We start from the raw sequence: 20690 nt of genomic DNA, 5'->3' as shown, positions 1-20690 counted from the left end.
GTTGTTAGCCCCCTGCTTGTAGGGGATTTCTGATGCAGTGCCATACTCCTTTACACGAGATTGCTTCTCATCCTCCCCCCTTCTACGCCCCAAGGGGGTTTCTTGTGATCTACTTAACACTACCGCCTATTCTGTGGATGTAGACACAAAATCACAGGGTTATTTTTGCAAGCAGGATCACGAATTCACTGAAAGGTATGAACTTTTCACCGCACGCTATTTTCTCTCATCCTCCTATCTCCTCCCCCATGAAAAACTTTGTTACGGATGATTACGCTTCTTTGCTTAACGCGCACTATCGGCAGCAATCGATAAGGCGCATCTGCTGAACGGCAAGGCTAAGGATTAGGCCCGCTGAGATGTCGCGTTAGTGGACCTCATTAGTGACAGACAGGAGTAACGCATGGCGAGCGTAGCACTGCGAAACGTATATAAGGCTTACGGAGACGTCGTCATTTCTAAAGACGTTAACCTTGAAATCCAAGACGGCGAGTTTGTGGTTTTTGTTGGGCCGTCTGGCTGTGGTAAGTCGACACTGCTGCGCATGATTGCAGGTTTGGAAGATATCACTTCTGGTGAACTACTCATTGCAGGCAAGCGCATGAATGAAGTGCCGCCCGCTGAGCGCGGCATCGGCATGGTTTTTCAGTCTTACGCTCTGTATCCACATCTGTCTGTTGCCGACAATATGTCGTTTGGCCTCAAGCTGGCGGGCACCAAAAAGTCAGAGATTACCCAGCGGGTGAATCAGGTTTCTGAAGTGCTGCAACTGGCGCATTTGCTCGATCGTCGCCCTAAAGCGTTATCCGGTGGTCAGCGTCAGCGCGTCGCAATTGGCCGAACGCTGGTGGCTGAACCCGACGTATTCCTGCTGGATGAACCGTTATCAAACCTAGATGCCGCTTTGCGTGTGCAAATGCGTATCGAGATTTCCCGTCTACATAAGCGCCTAGAGCGCACCATGATTTATGTCACCCACGATCAGGTCGAAGCCATGACGTTGGCCGACAAAATTGTGGTGTTGGATGGCGGCAGCGTTGCGCAGATCGGTAAGCCACTGGAGCTTTACCACTATCCGGCGAACCGTTTCGTTGCGGGCTTTATCGGCTCGCCAAAAATGAATTTCCTACCGGTCAAAGTGACCGCTGCAGAACCGCAGCGCGTTCAGATTGAATTACCTAACCGCCAATTAGTATGGCTGCCGGTTGAAGGCACGGATGTGCAGGTGGGCGGCAACCTCTCACTGGGGATCCGCCCTGAGCATTTACTGCCGAGTCATGATGCTGAAGTCACCTTGGAAGGGGATGTTCAGGTTGTTGAGCAGTTAGGCAACGAAACCCAAATTCATATTCAGATCCCCGCGATTCGTCAAAACCTTGTTTACCGCCAGAACGACGTGGTGCTGGTAAACGAAGGTGCAAAATTTGCCATTGGCCTGCCACCTGAACGCTGTCATCTGTTCCGAGAAGATGGTGTCGCTTGCCGACGGCTGCATAAGGAGCTAGGTGTCTAGCTCTGGGTTAGAGAGATGTTAGTTAACAATACGTTAGACCATACGTTGAACAAAGAACACTTATAACTTTATGCCGTCAGGCAACCCCTTCAGGAGAATGATGATGACTTTGCGCAAGGTACCTTTAGCACTGGCTGTTGCGAGTGCGATGCTGTCAACACAGGCACTGGCTGTAGATTTCCATGGTTACGCGCGTTCCGGTATCGGCTGGACTGGAAGCGGTGGCGAACAACAGTGTTTCAAAGCGACGGGAGCTCAAAGCAAATACCGTTTGGGTAACGAATGTGAAACCTATGCGGAGTTGAAGCTGGGTCAAGAGCTATGGAAAGACGGCGATAAGAGCTTCTACTTTGATACCAACGTAGCGTACTCCGTGCAGCAGACCAATGACTGGGAAGCGACAGATCCTGCCTTCCGTGAAGCCAACATTCAGGCCAAAAACGTCATCGAGTGGGCGCCGGGCTCCACGCTGTGGGCGGGTAAGCGCTTCTACCAACGTCATGACGTTCATATGATCGACTTCTACTACTGGGATATTTCAGGTCCGGGTGCAGGTTTAGAGAACATCGATCTGGGCTTCGGCAAACTGTCCATCGCCGCAACGCGTAACACTGAAACCGGCGGTTCAACCAGCTTCAGCTCCCAGCAGCAGCGTGATTTAGTTAAAGACACCGCCAACGACGTTTACGACGTGCGTTTAGCCGGTTTGGAAACCAACCCGGGCGGTACGCTGGAATTAGGTTTTGACTACGGTCGTTCTAACCCAACCGATGGTTACCATCGTGCCAAAGATGCCTCGAAAGACGGCGTCATGGTGACCGCAGAACATACCCAGTCAATCTACAGCGGCTTTAACAAATTTGTCGTGCAGTATGCGACTGACTCCATGACCTCAAATAACTCAGGTCACTCCGAAGGCTCCAGCATCAACAACAACGGTCATATGATCCGCGTTCTGGATCACGGTGGTATCGACTTCAATGATAAGTGGGCATTGATGTACGTGGGCATGTATCAGGATATCGATCGCGACGATAAAAACGGTACCACATGGTACACCGCAGGTATTCGCCCAATGTACAAATGGACGCCAATCATGAGCACCTTGATGGAGTTCGGCTATGACAACGTGAAATCACAGCGCACTGGCGATAACAACAACCAGTACAAAGTGACGTTGGCACAGCAGTGGCAGGCTGGCGATAGCATCTGGTCACGTCCGGCAATCCGCCTGTTCGCAACCTACGCGAAATGGGATGAGAAATGGGGTTATGCAACGAATACCGACACCGGTTACAGCGACGGCGTTGCATACAACGATAACAACACCCACAAATTCAGCCGCGGAAATGACGATGAAGTCACCTTCGGCGCGCAGATGGAAGTTTGGTGGTAACAGTTGTTTGACGGCGGCGGGACGATCCCGCCGCGTTTGATTGAGCTGGGCTGCTTTCTTGCCATAGCAGCCGAGTTGTCTCTAAGGTGGTTCATAATGAAAAGCAAAATGAATAATAAAATCAAAGCTGTCATGAAAAAGAATACCATCGCGTTGAGCGTAGCCTTGGCGATGTTCAGCGCTATGCCGCTTAGCGTTCAGGCAGATAGCGCCATCCAACCTGCGAATGTTGCTACAGCACCGGCTATCCCTGCCAATACGTTACACCAGCTACCATGGGAGCCGTTGGTTCCTCCAGTAACGAAAACGGCAACCTTAACCAGCAGCAGCGCGCAGTTGCACGTCGGTGATATCCAAGGGGCGGTGGGGGCTTTTGCATTACCGGCCGATCGGGGCTCACTTGAAATTACCATCAGCAGCTTAGTGGAAGGCAAAAGAGTCTATGCCCCAAGCGTAATGGTTTTAGATGAAAATATGCGGCCTGCGGCATTTTATCCAAGCAGCTATTTCAGTTATCAACAACCAGGTGTGATGAGCGGCGATCGTCTGGAAGGCACGCTGAAATTAACGCCTGCGTTAGGGCAAAAACAGATCTATATGGTGATCTACACCACCTCGCAGGATTTAGCCAAAACAACCCAAATGGTTGATCCTGCCAAAGCCTATGCGGCTGGGGTAGGAAATGCGGTGCCAAATATTCCTGATCCGATCGCGATCCATCAGTCTACGGGCACGATCAAGATCAAAGTGAAGGCAGAACAGAACACCGGTAACGTGATGATCGGCGGGATCTTGCCGATGGCGGCCAAAGAGCAGCCCGTAGTGGTAGGCGCTGCCGCGGCTCCGGTTGCTGCCGCGCCAGCAAAACCGGCTCAGCCAATGCTCAAAGATACTGACGAATATTTCAATAAAGGTATCCGTGATGCGGTGAAAGGCGGAGATATTGATAAAGCATTGAAATTGATGAATGAAGCCGAACAACTTGGTTCAACCACTGCCCGTGAAACCTTTATTCACAGCGTGAAAGGCAAGGGTTAAACCCGCGCTGTGAAAGCTGGCTCTTTGACTGGGTGCCCTTCGGGGCACCTTTTTTTGTTTTAGATTTTCCTTCTTTGTTACCAAATTGATCATCTATTGCTACTGCTCTGCCTACGTCGGGTAATCTGAGTTACAATGAACCTCCCATTTTCAGCGTGGGCGAGGGTCGGCGCTAAATTCTGCTTTGGAGTCACCGGAATGACTGACTGTCATCCGTCGTTGGACGTTACTCATTGGCACCCCATTCATGAAGTCGATTTGACTGCGCAGCAGCACAGTTGGTTGGGCGAGTGTCAATCCATGACCGCGCGCTTCGAGCGCTACTGCGACAAAGTCACTATCGTTCCACGGCGTGAAGGTTTTATCACGGTTCAATCTTTAGGCGAAGAAGCCATGCAGCTTCCGAACTGTGAGCGCTTTTGGCTACGCGAAGTTTTATTGTGTGGTGATAATGTGCCGTGGCTGTTTGGCCGCACGCTGATCCCTGAAACGTCTCTTACCGGGGAAGAGGTTTCCTTATTGACGTTGGGCACGGTTCCACTTGGGCGCTATTTGTTCAACGCGGCGGAGCTTACGCGTGATTTTATTCAGGTGGGTTCCCAAGGAGAACTGTGGGCGCGGCGCAGCCGTTTACGTTTGTCGGGTAAACCTTTGTTGTTAACCGAACTTTTTTTGTCTGAGTCTCCGTTGTATGGTGTTAATAATGAATTGTGATGTCGTCATCATTGGAATGAATGACTGGAGGGATTCGTGACTCAAACCAAATGGCAGGCCTATTGTCGCCTGATGAGAATTGATAAGCCGATTGGTTCGCTATTATTGCTCTGGCCAACCTATTGGGCTTTGTGGCTTGCGGGCGGTCAAATTCCGAGCCTAAAGCTGCTGGTGGTATTTACGCTGGGTGTCTTTTTCATGCGTGCCGCCGGATGTGTGGTTAATGACTTTGCCGATCGTCGTGTAGACGGTCACGTTAAGCGCACGGCGCATCGTCCATTGCCAAGTGGCGCAGTGACGGAGAAAGAGAGCAAGATTCTGTTTGTGGCGCTGGTGCTGGTTTCTTTTGGGCTGGTGTTAACGCTGAACGCCATGACGATTTGGCTATCGGTTGCGGCTCTTGCGCTGGCTTGGGTCTATCCCTTTATGAAACGCTTTACCCATTTACCACAGGTTGTGCTGGGTATGGCGTTTGGATGGTCAATCCCGATGGCGTATGCCGCCGTAAGCGAAAGTTTGCCGCTAAGTTGCTGGCTGCTGTTTCTGGCGAATATTTGCTGGACGGTAGCCTATGACACCCAGTATGCGATGGTGGATAGAGACGACGATCTCCGCATTGGCATCAAGTCTACGGCGATTCTATTTGGCCGCTTTGATAAGCTCATCATTGGCTTGTTACAGCTGGCGACGCTGTTGTTAATGGTGTGGATTGGTTATTTAAACCAGCTGAGCGGCGCTTATTACTGGGGCATTTTACTGGCTGGGGCGCTGTTTATTCATCAGCAGAAGCTGATTGCACTGCGTGAGCGCATGCCTTGCTTCCAAGCTTTCTTGAATAACAACTATGCGGGACTGGTGTTGTTTATCGGTATTGCGCTTTCAATTTGGATCTGACATTAGGGTCTGAAAAAACACAGGTTCTAAGCTATAGAAAAGGCGCCAATCGGCGCCTTTTCTTATTTAACCAAGAGGGATTAACGAGACGTTATTCGCTCTTGTCGCTATCGTCTTCGGCCGGAGGTAAGGTTTCCATCTCAGGCGCGCTCACGCTTTCGATGGTCAGTTTGATCTCTGGCGTAATCATAGCAACCAGCAGGTTATAGATTTCCATGGTGTGTTCAGGGATCGCATCACCAACGTCGTTGATGTAGCCTTCGGAACGCAAGGTTCCCACCAAGGTAGCAAACACCGCTTTATCGAAGAATTCAGGTGCGTTGATGCCGTGCAGAACCGACAAACGCTGCGCCATAATACGGCTCTCTTTTTCCAGCGCACCACGGCTGATGCTTGGGTTCGCGCTAAGCAGAGAGAAGGTAATCGCATAACGTTGCAGTGTTTCACGCACACCAGCAGCCAAAAGCTGTAGCGTGCGGATACGGCCCGGATTCATCACCAACTCGTCGCCCTTCGCGCAAATCAATTGCTGGCGGCATAGCTCGGTAATAATCGGTTCAAGCACCTGCGGTAAGTCGCTGCGCTCATAATGCAAGAACAGCTCTTCCTTCAGCATTGGGTAGAGTAAATCCACCTGACGCAGCAGCTCCGTGCGCGAAATGCTGTTATGGTTCATCACCATGTTGGCAATCAGCGACGGCAGTACCAGCATGTGCTGAATATTGTTGCGGTAATACGTCATCAATACTGCCTGTTCGCGTGGCAGGATGATGAGCTCGCCGATGTTGTCTTTTTCTACTTCAAACTTATCCATCTGAAGAGCATGTTGCAGCAGCTCCTCAGCGGTTTGGTTTGGCGTAGTGGCATCTTCGGCATAAGGCGCATTACGTAACAGCTGTAAGTAGCAGTCTAGCTGCTCTAACAGCTGCTCACGCGTCAGGGCACGTTGGCGAGAAGCCAACAGCGCGGTTGAACAGAGGTTCATCGCGTTAGCTGCCGCTGACTTGTTGATATTCACCATCACGGTATTGGCGATAGCGTTAACCGTTGGCGTTAACCAGCTAGGACGCTGCGCTTCGATTGGATCGATAGATTCGCGCCATTCAGGAACGTGCTGATTCAGCCAGTTGTTGATCGGAATTGGCTCACCAAAGTTCACGTAACCCTGTCCCAGATTGCGCAGTTTACGCAGCCCGCGAACCATCTGAATCAGGCTCTCTTTCTCTTTGGTAGCACCGCGTAGCTCTTTGGCGTAGGTAGCCACTTCCATCACGTGTTCGTAGCCGATATACACCGGAACCAGCGTGATTGGGCGCTTACCACCGCGCAGCATGGCCTGAATGGTCATGGCCAGTGTACCTGTTTTAGGCTCAAGCAAACGGCCCGTGCGTGAACGGCCGCCCTCCATAAAGTATTCAACCGAATAACCACGGCTAAACAGCTCGCCCAAGTATTCACGGAATACGGTGGAATAAAGCTTATTCCCTTTGAAGGTACGGCGAATAAAGAACGCACCCAAACGGCGGAAAATCGGACCGGCTGGCCAGAAGTTCAGGTTGATACCGGCCGCAATGTGCGGCGGCACTAAGCCTTGGTGATAAAGCACGTAGGACAACAGCAGATAGTCCATGTGGCTGCGATGGCAGGGCACATAAACAATCTCATGGCCGTCCTGCGCCAATTTACGCACGCGTTCAGCGTTATGGACGTTGATACCTTGGTACAAACGGTTCCATGTCCAGCTCAGCACGCGGTCGGATAAACGCACCGCTTCGTAGGTGAAGTTAGCCGCAACTTCTTCCATCAAAGCAACCGCATTTTGCTGTGCTTTTTCACGGGAGATTTTTTTGCTACGTGCTTCGTCCTCAACCGCTTTCTCTATCGCTTTGGATGAGAGCAGTTTATTGAACAACGCTTGGCGATCGGGCAGGCTTGGACCCACCGCGGCTAAGCGCTGACGGGAGAAGTGCATACGCGCCACGCGTGCGAGTTTCTGGGCGATAGTTTGGTCTGTACCGTGCTCGTCTGCCATATAGCGCAGTGAAACGACGTTAGAGAAACGCACGAAGCTGTCACGACCTAACCAGATAACGGCAAAGAATTTTTGGATACCGTTAAGCAAACGCAGCTGCGGGGCTCCGCTGTGGCCTTCACGACCCGGAGAGCGCCCAAACATAACCGACACCGGGATCATTTGGATATCCAGTGAAGGGTTGTTGCGGTGCAGATCCAGATAGTCATGGAACAGTTTGACGGATTCTTGCTTCGGCGCGTAATAACGGAATACGCGCGGGCCATCGTCAATGAAGACGTAGCGTGGCAATATAGTGCCGTCAATTTCGTTATCGTCGAGCGGATCAGGCAGGTCCTGAGCCAAACAGCGATCTCGGAAGGTCAATAAATCCGCTTTTGAGTTATAAGGTAAGACATACAGCACCGGGCGGGTGGTGTCTAAACGTAGCTCAGCCACCGGTTCAGAAGGGATTACCTTGCTTTTAACCAGTAGCTTCAGCGGTAGATTCAATAACTTATAGTAAAATTTACGCCAACCTGACATAAAACAGAAAGCCTCTTGTTAGCCATTCGCCGCAAGGATACCAGAAACACGGTTTGAGATCTGTGGTGATGAGTGAATGAGAAGTCGCTAAAATCACATAAGACTTCTAAATTTTGATGGAATTAAAATGAATAGCACTACCGGATTGACTCGAATTGTTAAAGCCGCTGGTTACTCGGTGAAGGGATTGAAAGCGGCGTGGAAACACGAGGCTGCATTCCGCCAAGAATTGATGCTGATGATTGTGGCAGTGGTGATTGCTGCATGGCTGGATGTCTCTGTTGTTGAACGTATCTTGCTGATAGGCTGCGTTACGCTGGTGGTGATCTTAGAAATCGTTAACAGCGCGATTGAGGCCGTTGTTGACCGTATCGGGTCTGAGTTCCACGAGCTCTCTGGACGCGCAAAAGATATGGGCTCTGCCGCAGTGTTTGTTGCCCTGTGGTTGTCCGCCTTTATTTGGGTCAGCATCCTGTGGGGACACTACATGTAATGTGAGTATGTGCTTACATTCATAGTGCATTAAGGCCACCCTTGGGTGGCCTTAATATTATCTAGCAGGTCAAGCAGAGCGGTTTAGCTCCACAGTGCCAGAATCGGCCAACCCACCAGCAGCAGCAGGGAGATGTAAATCACACCGAAGATGGCACCCAAGCGCCAGTAGTCTTTGGATTTCACATATCCGCAGCCGTAGATGATAACCCCAGGGCCAGTGGCGTATGGAGTTAAGCAGCCCATGATACCGATAGACAGCACCAGCAGAATACACAGGTGTTCCATAGGCACGCCTGGGATACCTTTACCCACGGCCAAAATCACAGGCAGCATGGTAGCAGTATGCGCAGACAGGCTGGCAAACAGGTAGTGAGCGAAGTAGAACACCAATACCAGCACAATTACGGTCGCATTTGGCGAGAAGCCTTCCAGATGCGTGCTCATGGTGTTAGCAAACCAGTCGATAAAGCCTGAACGCGTCAAACCGTTTGCCATAACCACTAACGTGGCGAGGTTTACCAACGCATTCCATGCGCTGTTGTATTTTGTGATGTCTTTCCAAGGCACAACGTGCAGGGCCAACATCAGAGATACCGCCAACAGGCCAACCGCAGTGGCGTCGATGAAATCACCGCCGAAGACCCACAAGCCCAAGCTCAGCAGCACTAAACCAATCAGGGTGATCTCTTTACTGGTTAAGCTGCCCATCTCTTTTAATGCGCCACCGGCCCATTCAGAGACTTCTGCGCTGTGCGTAACTTCTGGTTTATACAGCACATAAGATAACCATGGCGCCACGATCAGCAGGATAAGACCCACTGGTAGGAAGCTCAGGAACCATTGCAGCCAGCTAATTTGAATACCCGCGATTTTACTCACGAATTCCAAGCCCAGAACGTTTGGCGCAGCGCCGGTCACGAACATGGAAGAACTCAGGCTGGTACTGATCACCATCATCCACATCAAATAACCGCCGATGCGACGTGATGACGGATCGTTAGGGAATGATTTGAACAGCGGTGGCAGGTTCTTGATGACTGGGAATACGGTACCACCGGTACGCGCGGTGTTAGACGGCGTAAACGGTGCCAACATGATATCAATGATAACAATGGCATAGCCGAGAGTAAGTGTTCGCTTACCCATGAACTTAACCATGAACAGCGCGATACGACGGCCTAGCCCAGTAACTTCATAACCCAGTGCAAAAATGAATGCGCCAAACACCAACCACACGGTGGTGCTGGAGAATCCAGCCAGACCCCATTTCAGAGCCTGTTTTCCTGCATTAAAAGCCGGATCGGCCAGCTCTTTTGCATCAAACAGCAAATAGTTGCTGCCGATAACGCAGATAGTGACGGCGATAAAGCTGATTGCCGTAGCAGGGATAGGCTCCAAAATCATCCCGACGATCATAGCCACAAACACGGCAAAATAGTGCCACGCCTGCGGAGGCATACCATCAGGAACAGGAATAAGTAACATCACTGCCATAACCAGCAGAGGTGCGACTAATTTCCATATCTTATCTTTTGAAACAGACATAACTGATTCTCCAAGAAGGAATTTTTAAAGTTTAATGTGAATAATTGAAGTGCGAAATTTGAGCCAAAAACCAGGTAATAATCAGCAGGTCGGCGCAGCCGCCGGCGCTGAGGTTGCGTTGAATGCATTCCTGGTCGAAATCATGAAGGAGCTTGAGATCGGAGGGCTGGCGAATGCCACCCTGACGCAGCAATGCCTTAGCGCGCTGTTGCAGCCAACTGAGGCCGCTTTGGCCTCCGCGTGAGGCTACGTTGGTGTCGCCGTTATGTGCCATCAGCACTAACAGCGTATCGAGCAAGGCAAGTTCAGGATCGGTGCCCTGCGCGAGGCGAGCTTGGTAATGTGGCAGAGCAAGCTGAATAACTAATGGATAGCCCGCCTCAGCTTCGCCGCGAGCGCCGGTGAGGCCGAGTTGTCGATAAAGCCGCTGTCCTGCAGTTTTTTGTTGATTGTTATGGTTATTTTGCAGTTCACGTTCGGTCAGCCCACGGCAAAAAGCGGCGGCGGTGCTACAAATCAGTTCAGGTGTGATAGCGCTTTTTCTTTGATGCAAACGCCCAATAGCCGCGCACAGTAACCCCAAAGAAAAAATGCTGCCTTTATGCGTATTTACGCCAAAAGTTGCGCGGAACATGTCAGTTTCGCAGGCGATGCCAATCGGACGTAGCCCGGTGAGCACGTCTGATTCAGCAAGGTTGGCGCTACAGGCACCAAATTCGATAAAACGCGGTAACCATTGGCGGATCGCCAATGCGCTACGGTGAAAATCTTCCAGCGCCATGTCTTTATGCGCGCCGCAGTTATTTCTATCGACCAAACCCGGCTTTGGCGTGAGATTGACCTCAGCCAACATGGCACGGTAAGCAAGCTCGCTACAATGGGCGACGAAATGCTCATCGGTAGCGGTGGAATCAGACGGCTGCTGCGTTATCGGCATCATGCAGTAATGCCTCCATGCGGGTGATCAGATCGGGAATTGCGTGTGCTCTTTCGCGTGCGCATACGGCCGCTTCGCGTTGGCACAGCAAACAGGTTCGGCTAGAGAGTAAAAAGTCACGACGAGAGAGAATTTTTCCTAGCGGATTCAGTACGTCGATATCCCATAAACGCCCAAGCACATGTTCTTGCTCGAGTGCGATCATGGCTTTTTTAACTACGCGAGCCGGTGCGTCGATGGCGAGCAGCCCTTCAGGGCCGGTCGCCAACGCAAAAGAAGCCTGCTCCTTCAATTCCCAACCTGATTGTTCAACACGCTGGCACAGCGCTTTCAGACCGTGATTAAAGATTTTGCGTGTCATCACGCTATCTTTAATCGGTCCAGGCGCGACCACGGTAAACGAGATCAGCGTTGAGGTATGGCGCGCCAGCCACTCCGTCTGCCGAGACTGCCTGCATTCACGGCTGAATAGCAGTTCCGGCAATGTAACGGTGTGGCTGGTCGCCAAAGTTGGGAGCAGGTAAAACATGGTTTATTCCTTAACCTGACGAACGACGTCGATCACGGAACCATCGCGATAGCGCACAACGGCGATAACACGGTCAGTGAATTCGATCGCACGAGGTTGTCCGGTAAGGATTTGCGCACGTTCACGCAGCCATTCGATGGACACCACTTTCAAGCCAGCGGCTTTCAGGCGGTCGGCCAGCTCTGGGCGTGCAGGGTTAACGGCAATACCGTGGTCAGTAACCAGAATATCGACGCTTGAACCTGGAGTGACGCAGGTGGTGACTTCATCCACCAGCGTTGGAATGCGGCCACGTACCAATGGGGCAACGATGATAGACAGCGCAGCAGCGACCGCAGTGTCACAGTGGCCACCGGAAGCGCCGCGTAAAACGCCGTCAGAACCGGTCAGCACGTTCACATTGAAGTGAGTGTCCACTTCCAGCGCACTCAGCACCACGACGTCTAAGCGATCAACGGAAGCACCTTTTGAGCCCCAGTTTGCATACTGGTTAGCGCTGATTTCGATGTGGTTCGGGTTGCGTGCTAAAGACTCTGCGGCTGCACGGTCGAAGCTTTGTACGTCCAGCAGCTTCTTGATGAAGCCTTTTTCGTGCAGATCAACGATGGTGGACGTAATGCCGCCTAACGCAAAGCCAGCATGAATATCGCGGCTACGCATTTTGTCTTCGAGGAAGCGGGTGACAGCCAGCGATGCACCACCGGTACCGGTTTGCAGCGAGAAGCCCTCTTTGAAGTAGCCGGAGTTAACCACCACGTCAGCCGCGCTGCGAGCGATCAACAGTTCGCGCGGATTAGAGGTCATACGGGTTGCATCTGCACCGATCTTATCGGCATCACCGACCTGTTCGATTTGCACGATCAAATCAACCTGATCCTGCATGATGCTGGCTGGGTTGTGCGGGTATGGCAGCAGCTCTTCGGTTAGAAGAACCACTTGTTTCGCATTTTCAGCATCAACTTTGGCATAGCCAAGAGAACCACAGCAGGCTTTGCCGGTGTAGCCGTTCGCATTACCAAACGGGTCGCAGGCAGGAACCCCGAGGAAAGCCACGTCGATATTTAGCTCGCCGCTTTCAACCAAATGTACGCGGCCACCGTGAGAGTGGATCTGTACCGGTTCTTCCAGCAGACCACGGGAGATTTCTTCCGCCAATGGGCCACGCAGCCCAGAGGTATAGATACGGCTGACAACGCCGTTACGGATATGGTCGACCAACGGGGCATGGCAATCGCTCAGTGAGCTGGACGCCAGCGTAAGATTTTTGAAGCCCATCTGCGCAATAGTGGCCATCACTAAGTTGATGGTCAGATCGCCACCGCGGAATGCGTGGTGGAAAGAGATGGTCATGCCATCATGCAGACCTGAGCGGCGAATTGCCTCTTCCAGCGTGCTGCATAATTTTTTATCGCGAGGCTTTTGCGCCTGCAGATTCAATTTTGAAACGTTTTTATAGCTTGGCAGTGCGCTTTCAGTTTGGCGGGTATAGGCCGAAACGCGTTCCTGTCGTTGAAGAAGTTCTTTTTTCTGAGTCATTTTTTTTCGCCTTATTCTTCACGGATGCCAGACAGTTCTGCACGAGACAGAACCAAACGGGCGCGTTCAATCACTGGGCTATCAACCATTTTGCCGTTCAGTGAAACAACGCCACGGCCTTCACGTGCAGAAGCTTCTGCTGCTTCAACCACGAGTTTCGCGTGATTGACTTCTTTTTGCGTTGGGGCGTAAAGGTTGTGCAATAACTCAATTTGGCGTGGGTTGATCAGTGATTTACCGTCAAAGCCCAGCTGTTTGATATGTGCAGCTTCGCGCAGGAAGCCTTCTTCATTGTTGGCATCGGAATAGACGGTATCGAAAGCCTGAATGCCCGCGGAGCGAGCGGCTTGCAGAATTGAACAGCGAGCGAACAGCAGTTCAACGCCTTCAGGGGAACGTTCGGTGCGCAGGTTACGCACGTAGTCTTCTGCACCCAGAGCGATACCGATTAAGCGTGGAGATGCGTGAGCAATCGCCACCGCCTGAGTAATCCCCTGAGCGGATTCAATCGCTGCCAGAAGACCGGTGCTGCCGACTTCGCGGCCACATTCGGCTTCAATACGAGCAATTTCGTTTTCGATATCAATCACGTCTTGGGCGGTATCAGTTTTTGGCAGACGCACGATGTCTGCGCCACCGCGAACCACGGCTTCCAAATCGGCAACGCCATATTCAGAATCTAGCGCGTTGACGCGCACGATGGTTTCGATGTCTTGGTACAGCGGGTGCTGCAACGCGTGATAAACCAAGCGACGAGCGGCATCTTTTTCACGCAGAACCACGGAGTCTTCTAGGTCAAACATCAATGCATCGGCATGATAGATAAAGGAATTACTGACCATTGCGGCGTTTGCGCCCGGCACAAACAGCATACTGCGACGAGTGCGAGATTTACGCTCTTGAGCGATACGAGAAGTCATGCGCGTTCCTCCCAAGGCAGGTTTTTCACATCGCTGGCGCGAACCAGCAGCGTTTCCAAACGGGCGCGTAGGATGCAATCCAAAGCACCTTTGTCATCAACGATGAGCTGAACGCCGCTAATATCATGGCGTTTGAGAATCTCCATAACGGTAGTGCGGATCGCGTCGCCGAACTGTTTCTCAACGCTGCTGCTGATTTGCAGATCAATCTCGGGTGTGTCGATAGGCGCTATTCGCACCATCACATCGCTAGACTCCAAAGTGCCAGCGACGGCTGCTTGGGTTATTTTCATTTTTCACCTGTTACTAATGCGGATTCCTGCGGCCGGTCAGTCACGTTTTCTGAGCGAGGAACGAGCAGGCGTTGTAAATAAGCGCGGGTCGCTTCAGGCACCAAAGGCGCGATGGCCGGAAGATCTTTTTGCACCAGCAGTTTGCGTACCCACGAGGCGGAGATCGCGGTGTCGTGGTATTGCAAACGCTCAATTTCCACCAGTTCAATTGGTGGAGCGGGCAGAGACGGCGTCTCCAACCAGTGGCGCATGTCACGATTGTATTTGGCTGTCACCTGACAGTACGGTTCGGTACCGACGAAACGGTGGGTAATCCCCAAGGCTGGAGCCAAATACTGACGAAAAATTTTAAGGTCGATCTCGGTGTAACAATCGTCCACGACGCCTTGCTCTTTGATGAAGTAGCAAGGGAACGTCGCACGGGAAATGATGTATTCCGAACCACGGTGTACGGTTAAGTTCTTGATATCAGCGGTACCGGCACGCACCAGTTCTAGGCGATCCTCATAAGGGAAACGCGAAGTATCCTCTTTGACCAAAAACAAGTGCAGCCAGTCGCATTGCGCCGCCGCCTGCTGAACCAGATAACGATGCCCGTTGGTAAACGGGTTGGCATTCATAACGATGCTGCCAATTTTATTACCGTCGTGGCGCAGCGTAGTGAGATAGCTGGCGTAGCGCTGAATACGCGTGGCGCTGTTTTCCATCAGCACCATGACGTTCGGTACGCTGGTGACGGTATAAAAGCCGCACTGCTTGAATAACGCTTCGTTCTGGGTTTTTGTGTATATAAATAAATGAGTGCAGTGCTTTTCATACGCCAGATTAATTAATTCTGTCGCGAGGGTGAGCGCAAGTCCTTCACCGCGAACAGATTCACTGATAGCAACACATTTAATAATATTCCCCGCTATTCCACCGCAGGCGATTAGCTGGTCATCACGGGTGACGGTAATAAACACTTCCACCGTGGAATCAATGCTCAGGCCATTTTCCCGAAGAAAATGAGCGATGACAGCGATCTTCTTATTTTCCGAACGCTTAACCTGAGAAAATACGGTATTACCAAACATAGAGTTTCCTGTTGCTTGCCGCATGCGTGCAGTAGGATCACAATTGTTGTGATTTGTTGCATATCAATAACGTTTTATTTTCAATTGCTCGGCGCAACGCTTTAATCTTATTCGTTTATATTTTTGCGTTGACGGAATGATCGTAAGGAGTATTAAGGCGGGAAATCTTGACCTATTTCACAAAGAGTTATCAGAATTAAATAGACTTAATGGTTTTTATTTTCTTAATTATTTTTATTTGGATAAGTAACGTGGTTTTTATTTGTTTAATTGATTTAATCCGTAGAATCTGCAACGATCTAATCCGTAGTGGGCAGAAAATGAGGAAACATATTCATTACATTTCCCTGATACTAGCCCATCATTTCGCCGCAAAAAAGAGGAAATATCGATGTTTGGCAAACCAAATGTTAAAGAGTTTAGGTTTTTTAGCCGCATCGCATTTCCTTTACGAATATTTCTTTTATTACTCCTCGTCTCAACATTATTGGTTGCCGCGCTAGGGAAATATTTATCTGCTTCATTTGAAGATTATCTTAGTAATCATGTGCGTGATATGGCAATGAATCAGGCCAAAATCATTGCTTCAATTGATAGTGTTGTCACGGCAGTCAAAAATAGAGATACCAAACGTCTTGCCATTATCGCCAATAAATTAGGTACCGGTTCGGATTTTGACTATGTTGTTATCGGGGATAAAAACTCTATCCGCTTATATCATCCTAATCCGGCCAAAATTGGTCTTCCGATGCAATGGAGTAAGCCCGGAGCGTTGGAGCGTGGCGAGAGTTATTTTATTACCGGTAAAGGTTCTATCGGTATGGCAATGCGTGCAAAAACGCCGATTTTTGATGAGCAGGGCAAAATTATTGGCGTGGTTTCGCTGGGCTATTTGGTCAGCAAGATAGACAGCTGGCGACTAGATTTTTTACTGCCTTTGGCGGGCGTGTTTGTCCTGATTCTTATTATCTTGATGTTGCTGTCGTGGATGTTTGCTTCACACATTCGTCGGCAAATGTTAGGAATGGAACCGCGCCAAATTGCGCGCGTGGTGCGCCAGCAAGACGCGTTGTTTGGCTCGGTATATGAGGGACTTATTGCGGTCGACCCCGATGGGCTGATTACTGCGATCAACCGAAATGCGCGCAAAATGCTAGGGTTAAGTTCGCCGGGAAGACAATGGCTGGGGAAACCGATTGAAGAGGTTGTTGATCCTGCGGGCTTTTTCACGGAACAAATAGAAGAAAAACGGCAGGATGTGATTTGCACTTTTAATGGGTTGAGCGTTATTGCCAACCGTGCTGCCATACATTTCGGCGATGAGCTATTGGGCGCAATTATCAGTTTCCGTAGTAAAGATGAAATTAGCACGCTCAACGCCCAGCTCACGCAGATAAAACAGTATGTTGAAAGCCTGCGCACGTTACGTCATGAGCATCTTAACTGGATGTCGACGATCAACGGGCTGTTACAAATGAAAGAATATGATCGTGCGCTGGCAATGGTAAAAGGGGAATCGCAGGCGCAGCAGCAGCTTATTGATAGTCTGAGAGGTTCTTTCGACGACCGTCAGGTCGCGGGGCTACTTTTTGGTAAAGCGCAGCGCGCTCGGGAACTGGGGCTGACGTTTAATTTGGTCGAAGGCAGTCAGCTACGTCAGTTACCTGAAGGGCTTGATAGCACGGAGTTCGCGGCCATCGTGGGTAATCTACTCGACAATGCCTTTGATGCTAGCCTGAAGAATTCGCAGGGCAATAAAACCGTCGAGCTGTATCTTAGCGACGAGGGCGAGGATGTGATCGTGGAAGTAGCCGATCAAGGATGTGGCGTTCCAGAGTCTTTACGTGAGGCTATTTTTGAGCAAGGGGTCAGCACCAAAACAGAAGACGCCGGTGAGCATGGCATCGGGCTATACCTGATTGCCAGCTATGTAGGCCGCTGTGGCGGTGTGATTACGTTGGAAGACAACGAACCTTGTGGAACTTTATTTTCCGTATTTATTCCGAAAGTGAAAAAGACTTATGACACAACCAATAACGATTCTAATAGTTGAAGACGAAACGCCACTTGCAGAAATGCATGCGGAGTTTATTCGCCATTTCCAGGGCTGTGGTCAGGTATGGTTGGCGGGAAATCTTGCTCAGGCCAGAATGATGATTGAGCGATTCAAACCCGACCTCATCTTGCTGGATAACTATTTACCCGATGGCAAAGGCATCACGCTATTGCATGAATTAACTCAGGCTCGTTTCCCTGGCGGTGTGGTTTTCACCACCGCGGCAAGTGATATGGATACGGTGTCAGACGCGGTGCGCTGTGGTGTATTCGACTATTTAGTGAAGCCGATTGCTTACGAACGCTTGGGGCAAACGCTTGAACGCTACCATGTACGCAAGCGGATGCTCGCTAACAGCGATAGCGCCAGCCAGCGCCAAATTGATGATATGTTCAATGCCTATGCGCGTGGCGAGCAGAAAGAAGAATTGCCGGTTGGCATCGATGCGCTGACCTTAGATAAGGTGCAGAAGCTATTTGCCGATCCTGATGCGCGTCATACCGCAGAAACCGTTGCGCAGGAGCTTAAACTCAGCCGAACAACGGCACGGCGCTACTTAGAGTTTTGCGCGGGCCGCCATCTGATTATGGCTGAAATCGTGTATGGAAAAGTGGGCCGCCCACAACGAACCTATAGAGCGCCAGAAACGGTCAAAAATGGCTGATGAATGGGCCGATTATTGACGGGTAGCTGACTGAAAATACAAAAAACGCACGCTTAATGCAGATCAGATGCGTCACGGCTCAATCTTTATGTATTTGACGGTTTCAAAATGGTCGCTACCTGTATATACTCACAGCAAAACTGTATAAACAAACAGGTGGTGGAATGAAAGCACTTACAGCCAGACAGCAGGAAGTCTACGATCTGATTCGTGACCATATTGAACAAACTGGCATGCCGCCAACCCGCGCTGAAATTGCTCAGCGCTTGGGATTCCGCTCTCCTAATGCGGCAGAAGAACATTTAAAAGCACTGCAACGTAAAGGCGTTATCGAGATCGTTTCCGGTGCTTCGCGTGGTATTCGTCTTTTGATGGAAGATGAAACCGGCCTGCCGTTAATTGGCCGCGTGGCAGCGGGTGAACCTCTGCTAGCGCAAGAACATATTGAAGGCCATTATCAGGTCGATCCTGCTCTGTTTAAGCCTAATGCCGATTTCTTACTGCGCGTTAACGGAATGTCGATGCGCGATATCGGTATTTTAGACGGCGATTTGCTGGCTGTGCATAAAACACAGGATGTGCGTAATGGGCAGGTTGTGGTTGCGCGTATCGAAGATGAAGTGACGGTTAAGCGACTGAAAAAGCAAGGCAATATTGTTCAGCTGTTGCCAGAAAACAGCGATTTCGAGCCTATTGTTGTTGACCTGCGCGAGCAAAACTTCACGATTGAAGGTTTAGCGGTAGGTGTTATTCGTAACGGCGACTGGATCTAAAACTTCACCTGTTGCGTTTGGTATCACACCGATAGACTAAGCCCCTTAATTGGGGCTTTTTTATGGCGTATTCGTTCATGCTGTAAACCTCTTTGTGTTGAGATAACGGGTCGGTTATCTGGAATGAATTCAAAAAAATGAAAATGCTTACACCAACCGATAAGGCGCTGTGGATCCTCGCACTGCCGATGATCCTATCGAATATCTCCGTTCCGTTGTTAGGGCTAGTCGATACCGCCGTAATTGGGCATTTGGATAGCCCTGTTTATCTTGGTGGTGTAGCCGTTGGCGCGATGGCTACGTCATTCTTATTTATGCTGCTGCTATTTTTACGCATGAGCACCACGGGGCTAACTGCGCAAGCGTTCGGCGCGGGGGATAAAACGGCGTTGGCTCGTGCGCTTGTGCAGCCAATGCTCATAGCGTTGCTGGCAGGGATCGTTATCATCGCGCTGCGACAGCCTTTGATTAACGGCGTGCTGCGGATTGTGGGCGGTCATGAAGATGTACTCGAGCAGGCTCGTTTGTTTATGCAGATTCGCTGGCTTGGTGCACCTGCGACGCTGGCGAACCTTGTTATTCTTGGCTGGCTGTTAGGCGTTCAATATGCCCGTGCGCCGGTCATATTGCTGGTTGTGGGTAACGTTATTAACATCACGCTCGATCTGTGGTTTGTTGTTGGACTGGGCTGGAAGGTGCCCGGTGCAGCAAGTGCGACGGTGATTGCCGACTACGCGACCTTTTTACTGGGGCTCGGTCTGGTTTGGCACGTGATGAAGCTACGTGGCCTACATCTGGAATATTTCCGCAACGCGTGGCGTGGAAACCTTCGCCGCCTGTTGGCGTTAAACCGCGACATCATGCTGCGTTCTTTGCTGCTGCAACTATGCTTTTCATCGCTGACGATTCTGGGTGCCAGAATGGGAAGCGAAGTGGTGGCGGTGAATGCGGTTCTGATGAACCTGCTGACGTTTACCGCCTATGCGCTAGATGGTTTTGCCTATGCAGTGGAAGCTCATTCTGGGCAGGCCTATGGTGCACGCGACGGTCGTAAACTACAGAAAATCTGGCATTCTGCCTGTCGGCAGGCGGGTATCGTGGCGGTGTTCTTTGCCATGCTGTATGCCGTATTTGGTCAACAAATCATTCAGATCTTAACCTCGTTGCCAGAAGTACAATCGTTGGCGTCGCACTACCTGCCGTGGCAGATTGTTTTACCGCTGCTGGGCGTGTGGTGTTATCTATTAGATGGCATGTTTATCGGCGCGACGCGCGGTGCCGAAATGCGTAATAGTATGGCCGTTGCCGCGGCGGGTTATGGTTTAACGCTGTGCACGCTCCCTTGGCTAGGCAACCATGGTTTATGGTTGGCTTTGGCGGTATTTTTATCGCTGCGCGGACTTTCCTTGTGGGTTGTCTGGCGTCGTCATTGGCGGGATAAAACATGGTTCCCCACCGGTAATATTGAGTTAAATTAGGGTGTTATAGCGTTAAATAATCAGGGCAATGTGATAATTCTGATAGTTTTTGCATTGCCCTAAAATGACGCGTTATTAATATTTGCTTACATTCTAGGTGAAAAAAATTATTCTCCGCTTATTCCCTGTTTTCTCTCTGCTTTTGTGCTTTTCTGCGAAAGTTTTTTATTAAATATTATCGATTATCTAGCTGAAAATATTTTTATGCTCTGTATCCGCTAGTCTTAATGGTGAACGTTAACTGATGCCTCACATCGCAATTGTGATTAATTCAATCGA

Annotated in this window: 18 protein-coding genes; 10 read left to right on the top strand and 8 right to left on the bottom strand. The window is 50.5% G+C overall.

Going from position 1 to position 20690, the window contains the following annotated elements; all coding sequences use genetic code 11:
* The first annotated feature begins 403 nt into the window (after nt 1–403).
* The 5 genes from malK to ubiA all read left to right on the top strand — a co-directional run bounded on the left by malK (nt 404) and on the right by ubiA (nt 5555).
* Nucleotides 404–1513, top strand: coding sequence for a maltose/maltodextrin ABC transporter ATP-binding protein MalK (gene malK / locus DSM2777_RS01495; protein ID WP_046457554.1), 1110 nt, complete (start codon nt 404–406; stop codon nt 1511–1513).
* A gap of 97 nt (nt 1514–1610) precedes the next feature.
* Nucleotides 1611–2909, top strand: a complete 1299-nt coding sequence (locus tag DSM2777_RS01490) for a maltoporin (RefSeq protein WP_156088317.1) — start codon at nt 1611–1613, stop codon at nt 2907–2909.
* Between the two features lie 132 nt (nt 2910–3041).
* A complete protein-coding gene (malM, locus tag DSM2777_RS01485; protein WP_061555302.1) occupies nt 3042–3947 on the top strand; it encodes a maltose operon protein MalM in 906 nt (301 codons plus the stop codon).
* 198 nt (nt 3948–4145) lie between these two features.
* The gene (ubiC, locus tag DSM2777_RS01480) at nt 4146–4661 is read left to right on the top strand and encodes a chorismate lyase (RefSeq protein WP_046457556.1); all 516 of its coding nucleotides are present in this window, start codon (nt 4146–4148) and stop codon (nt 4659–4661) included.
* A gap of 72 nt (nt 4662–4733) precedes the next feature.
* Nucleotides 4734–5555, top strand: a complete 822-nt coding sequence (ubiA, locus tag DSM2777_RS01475; RefSeq protein WP_230599734.1) for a 4-hydroxybenzoate octaprenyltransferase — start codon at nt 4734–4736, stop codon at nt 5553–5555.
* A gap of 91 nt (nt 5556–5646) precedes the next feature.
* Here ubiA and plsB read toward each other — a convergent pair whose 3' ends face one another.
* Nucleotides 5647–8112: a glycerol-3-phosphate 1-O-acyltransferase PlsB gene (plsB, locus tag DSM2777_RS01470; RefSeq protein WP_046457557.1), complete on the bottom strand. Its 2466-nt coding sequence runs from the start codon at nt 8110–8112 to the stop codon at nt 5647–5649.
* A gap of 127 nt (nt 8113–8239) precedes the next feature.
* Here plsB and DSM2777_RS01465 point away from each other — a divergent pair, with 127 nt between their 5' ends.
* On the top strand, nt 8240–8605 hold the full coding sequence (locus tag DSM2777_RS01465; protein WP_061553001.1) for a diacylglycerol kinase: 366 nt from the start codon (nt 8240–8242) through the stop codon (nt 8603–8605).
* An 83-nt stretch (nt 8606–8688) separates the two neighbouring features.
* Here the strand turns inward: DSM2777_RS01465 and DSM2777_RS01460 are convergent, their stop codons facing one another.
* From DSM2777_RS01460 to citC, 7 genes are read right to left on the bottom strand one after another with little or no spacing between them, the layout of a single operon-like run.
* Complete coding sequence (locus DSM2777_RS01460) at nt 8689–10152, bottom strand: anion permease (protein ID WP_061553000.1); 1464 nt, start codon at nt 10150–10152, stop codon at nt 8689–8691.
* Between the two features lie 31 nt (nt 10153–10183).
* Nucleotides 10184–11092, bottom strand: coding sequence for a triphosphoribosyl-dephospho-CoA synthase CitG (gene citG, locus DSM2777_RS01455; protein WP_046457559.1), 909 nt, complete (start codon nt 11090–11092; stop codon nt 10184–10186).
* Complete coding sequence (gene citX / locus DSM2777_RS01450; protein WP_046457560.1) at nt 11064–11618, bottom strand: citrate lyase holo-[acyl-carrier protein] synthase; 555 nt, start codon at nt 11616–11618, stop codon at nt 11064–11066. The genes citG and citX overlap by 29 nt, the downstream gene beginning before the upstream one ends.
* A 3-nt stretch (nt 11619–11621) precedes the next feature.
* Nucleotides 11622–13154 carry a citrate lyase subunit alpha gene (citF, locus tag DSM2777_RS01445; protein ID WP_061552999.1) on the bottom strand — a complete coding sequence of 511 codons (1533 nt, stop codon included), beginning with the start codon at nt 13152–13154 and terminating at the stop codon, nt 11622–11624.
* 11 nt (nt 13155–13165) lie between these two features.
* Nucleotides 13166–14074, bottom strand: a complete 909-nt coding sequence (gene citE / locus DSM2777_RS01440; protein ID WP_025802426.1) for a citrate (pro-3S)-lyase subunit beta — start codon at nt 14072–14074, stop codon at nt 13166–13168.
* Nucleotides 14071–14367, bottom strand: coding sequence for a citrate lyase acyl carrier protein (gene citD / locus DSM2777_RS01435; protein ID WP_061552998.1), 297 nt, complete (start codon nt 14365–14367; stop codon nt 14071–14073). Before citD ends, citE begins: the two co-directional genes overlap by 4 nt.
* Nucleotides 14364–15440 (bottom strand): [citrate (pro-3S)-lyase] ligase, encoded by a 1077-nt coding sequence (citC, locus tag DSM2777_RS01430; RefSeq protein WP_046457563.1) that lies wholly within the window; start codon nt 15438–15440, stop codon nt 14364–14366. Before citC ends, citD begins: the two co-directional genes overlap by 4 nt.
* A gap of 391 nt (nt 15441–15831) precedes the next feature.
* Here citC and dpiB point away from each other — a divergent pair, with 391 nt between their 5' ends.
* The 4 genes from dpiB (at nt 15832) to dinF (ending at nt 20411) form a co-directional block, all read left to right on the top strand.
* A complete protein-coding gene (dpiB, locus tag DSM2777_RS01425; protein ID WP_046457564.1) occupies nt 15832–17493 on the top strand; it encodes a sensor histidine kinase DpiB in 1662 nt (553 codons plus the stop codon).
* Nucleotides 17462–18160, top strand: coding sequence for a two-component response regulator DpiA (gene dpiA, locus DSM2777_RS01420; RefSeq protein WP_061552997.1), 699 nt, complete (start codon nt 17462–17464; stop codon nt 18158–18160). Before dpiB ends, dpiA begins: the two co-directional genes overlap by 32 nt.
* Before the next feature lie 164 nt (nt 18161–18324).
* Nucleotides 18325–18933, top strand: coding sequence for a transcriptional repressor LexA (gene lexA / locus DSM2777_RS01415; protein ID WP_025802416.1), 609 nt, complete (start codon nt 18325–18327; stop codon nt 18931–18933).
* A 137-nt stretch (nt 18934–19070) separates the two neighbouring features.
* Nucleotides 19071–20411 carry an MATE family efflux transporter DinF gene (dinF, locus tag DSM2777_RS01410; protein WP_046457566.1) on the top strand — a complete coding sequence of 447 codons (1341 nt, stop codon included), beginning with the start codon at nt 19071–19073 and terminating at the stop codon, nt 20409–20411.
* Nucleotides 20412–20690 lie beyond the last annotated feature (279 nt).

It is taken from the genome of Obesumbacterium proteus, from assembly GCF_001586165.1.
GTDB lineage: Bacteria > Pseudomonadota > Gammaproteobacteria > Enterobacterales > Enterobacteriaceae > Hafnia > Hafnia protea.
This window is presented reverse-complemented; position numbering and strand designations above follow the sequence as displayed.

What these genes read in the sequence shown, in the direction of transcription:
- malK (WP_046457554.1), top strand. Translation starts at nt 404, where the DNA reads ATGGCGAGCGTAGCACTGCGAAACGTATATAAGGCTTACGGAGACGTC.
- lexA (WP_025802416.1), top strand. Translation starts at nt 18,325, where the DNA reads ATGAAAGCACTTACAGCCAGACAGCAGGAAGTCTACGATCTGATTCGT.
- malM (WP_061555302.1), top strand. Translation starts at nt 3,042, where the DNA reads ATGAAAAAGAATACCATCGCGTTGAGCGTAGCCTTGGCGATGTTCAGC.
- DSM2777_RS01460 (WP_061553000.1), bottom strand. Translation starts at nt 10,152, where the DNA reads ATGTCTGTTTCAAAAGATAAGATATGGAAATTAGTCGCACCTCTGCTG.
- citD (WP_061552998.1), bottom strand. Translation starts at nt 14,367, where the DNA reads ATGAAAATAACCCAAGCAGCCGTCGCTGGCACTTTGGAGTCTAGCGAT.
- citX (WP_046457560.1), bottom strand. Translation starts at nt 11,618, where the DNA reads ATGTTTTACCTGCTCCCAACTTTGGCGACCAGCCACACCGTTACATTG.
- plsB (WP_046457557.1), bottom strand. Translation starts at nt 8,112, where the DNA reads ATGTCAGGTTGGCGTAAATTTTACTATAAGTTATTGAATCTACCGCTG.
- DSM2777_RS01465 (WP_061553001.1), top strand. Translation starts at nt 8,240, where the DNA reads ATGAATAGCACTACCGGATTGACTCGAATTGTTAAAGCCGCTGGTTAC.
- citG (WP_046457559.1), bottom strand. Translation starts at nt 11,092, where the DNA reads ATGATGCCGATAACGCAGCAGCCGTCTGATTCCACCGCTACCGATGAG.
- citC (WP_046457563.1), bottom strand. Translation starts at nt 15,440, where the DNA reads ATGTTTGGTAATACCGTATTTTCTCAGGTTAAGCGTTCGGAAAATAAG.
- citF (WP_061552999.1), bottom strand. Translation starts at nt 13,154, where the DNA reads ATGACTCAGAAAAAAGAACTTCTTCAACGACAGGAACGCGTTTCGGCC.
- dpiA (WP_061552997.1), top strand. Translation starts at nt 17,462, where the DNA reads ATGACACAACCAATAACGATTCTAATAGTTGAAGACGAAACGCCACTT.
- ubiC (WP_046457556.1), top strand. Translation starts at nt 4,146, where the DNA reads ATGACTGACTGTCATCCGTCGTTGGACGTTACTCATTGGCACCCCATT.
- dpiB (WP_046457564.1), top strand. Translation starts at nt 15,832, where the DNA reads ATGTTTGGCAAACCAAATGTTAAAGAGTTTAGGTTTTTTAGCCGCATC.
- citE (WP_025802426.1), bottom strand. Translation starts at nt 14,074, where the DNA reads ATGACTTCTCGTATCGCTCAAGAGCGTAAATCTCGCACTCGTCGCAGT.
- ubiA (WP_230599734.1), top strand. Translation starts at nt 4,734, where the DNA reads ATGAGAATTGATAAGCCGATTGGTTCGCTATTATTGCTCTGGCCAACC.
- dinF (WP_046457566.1), top strand. Translation starts at nt 19,071, where the DNA reads ATGAAAATGCTTACACCAACCGATAAGGCGCTGTGGATCCTCGCACTG.
- DSM2777_RS01490 (WP_156088317.1), top strand. Translation starts at nt 1,611, where the DNA reads ATGATGATGACTTTGCGCAAGGTACCTTTAGCACTGGCTGTTGCGAGT.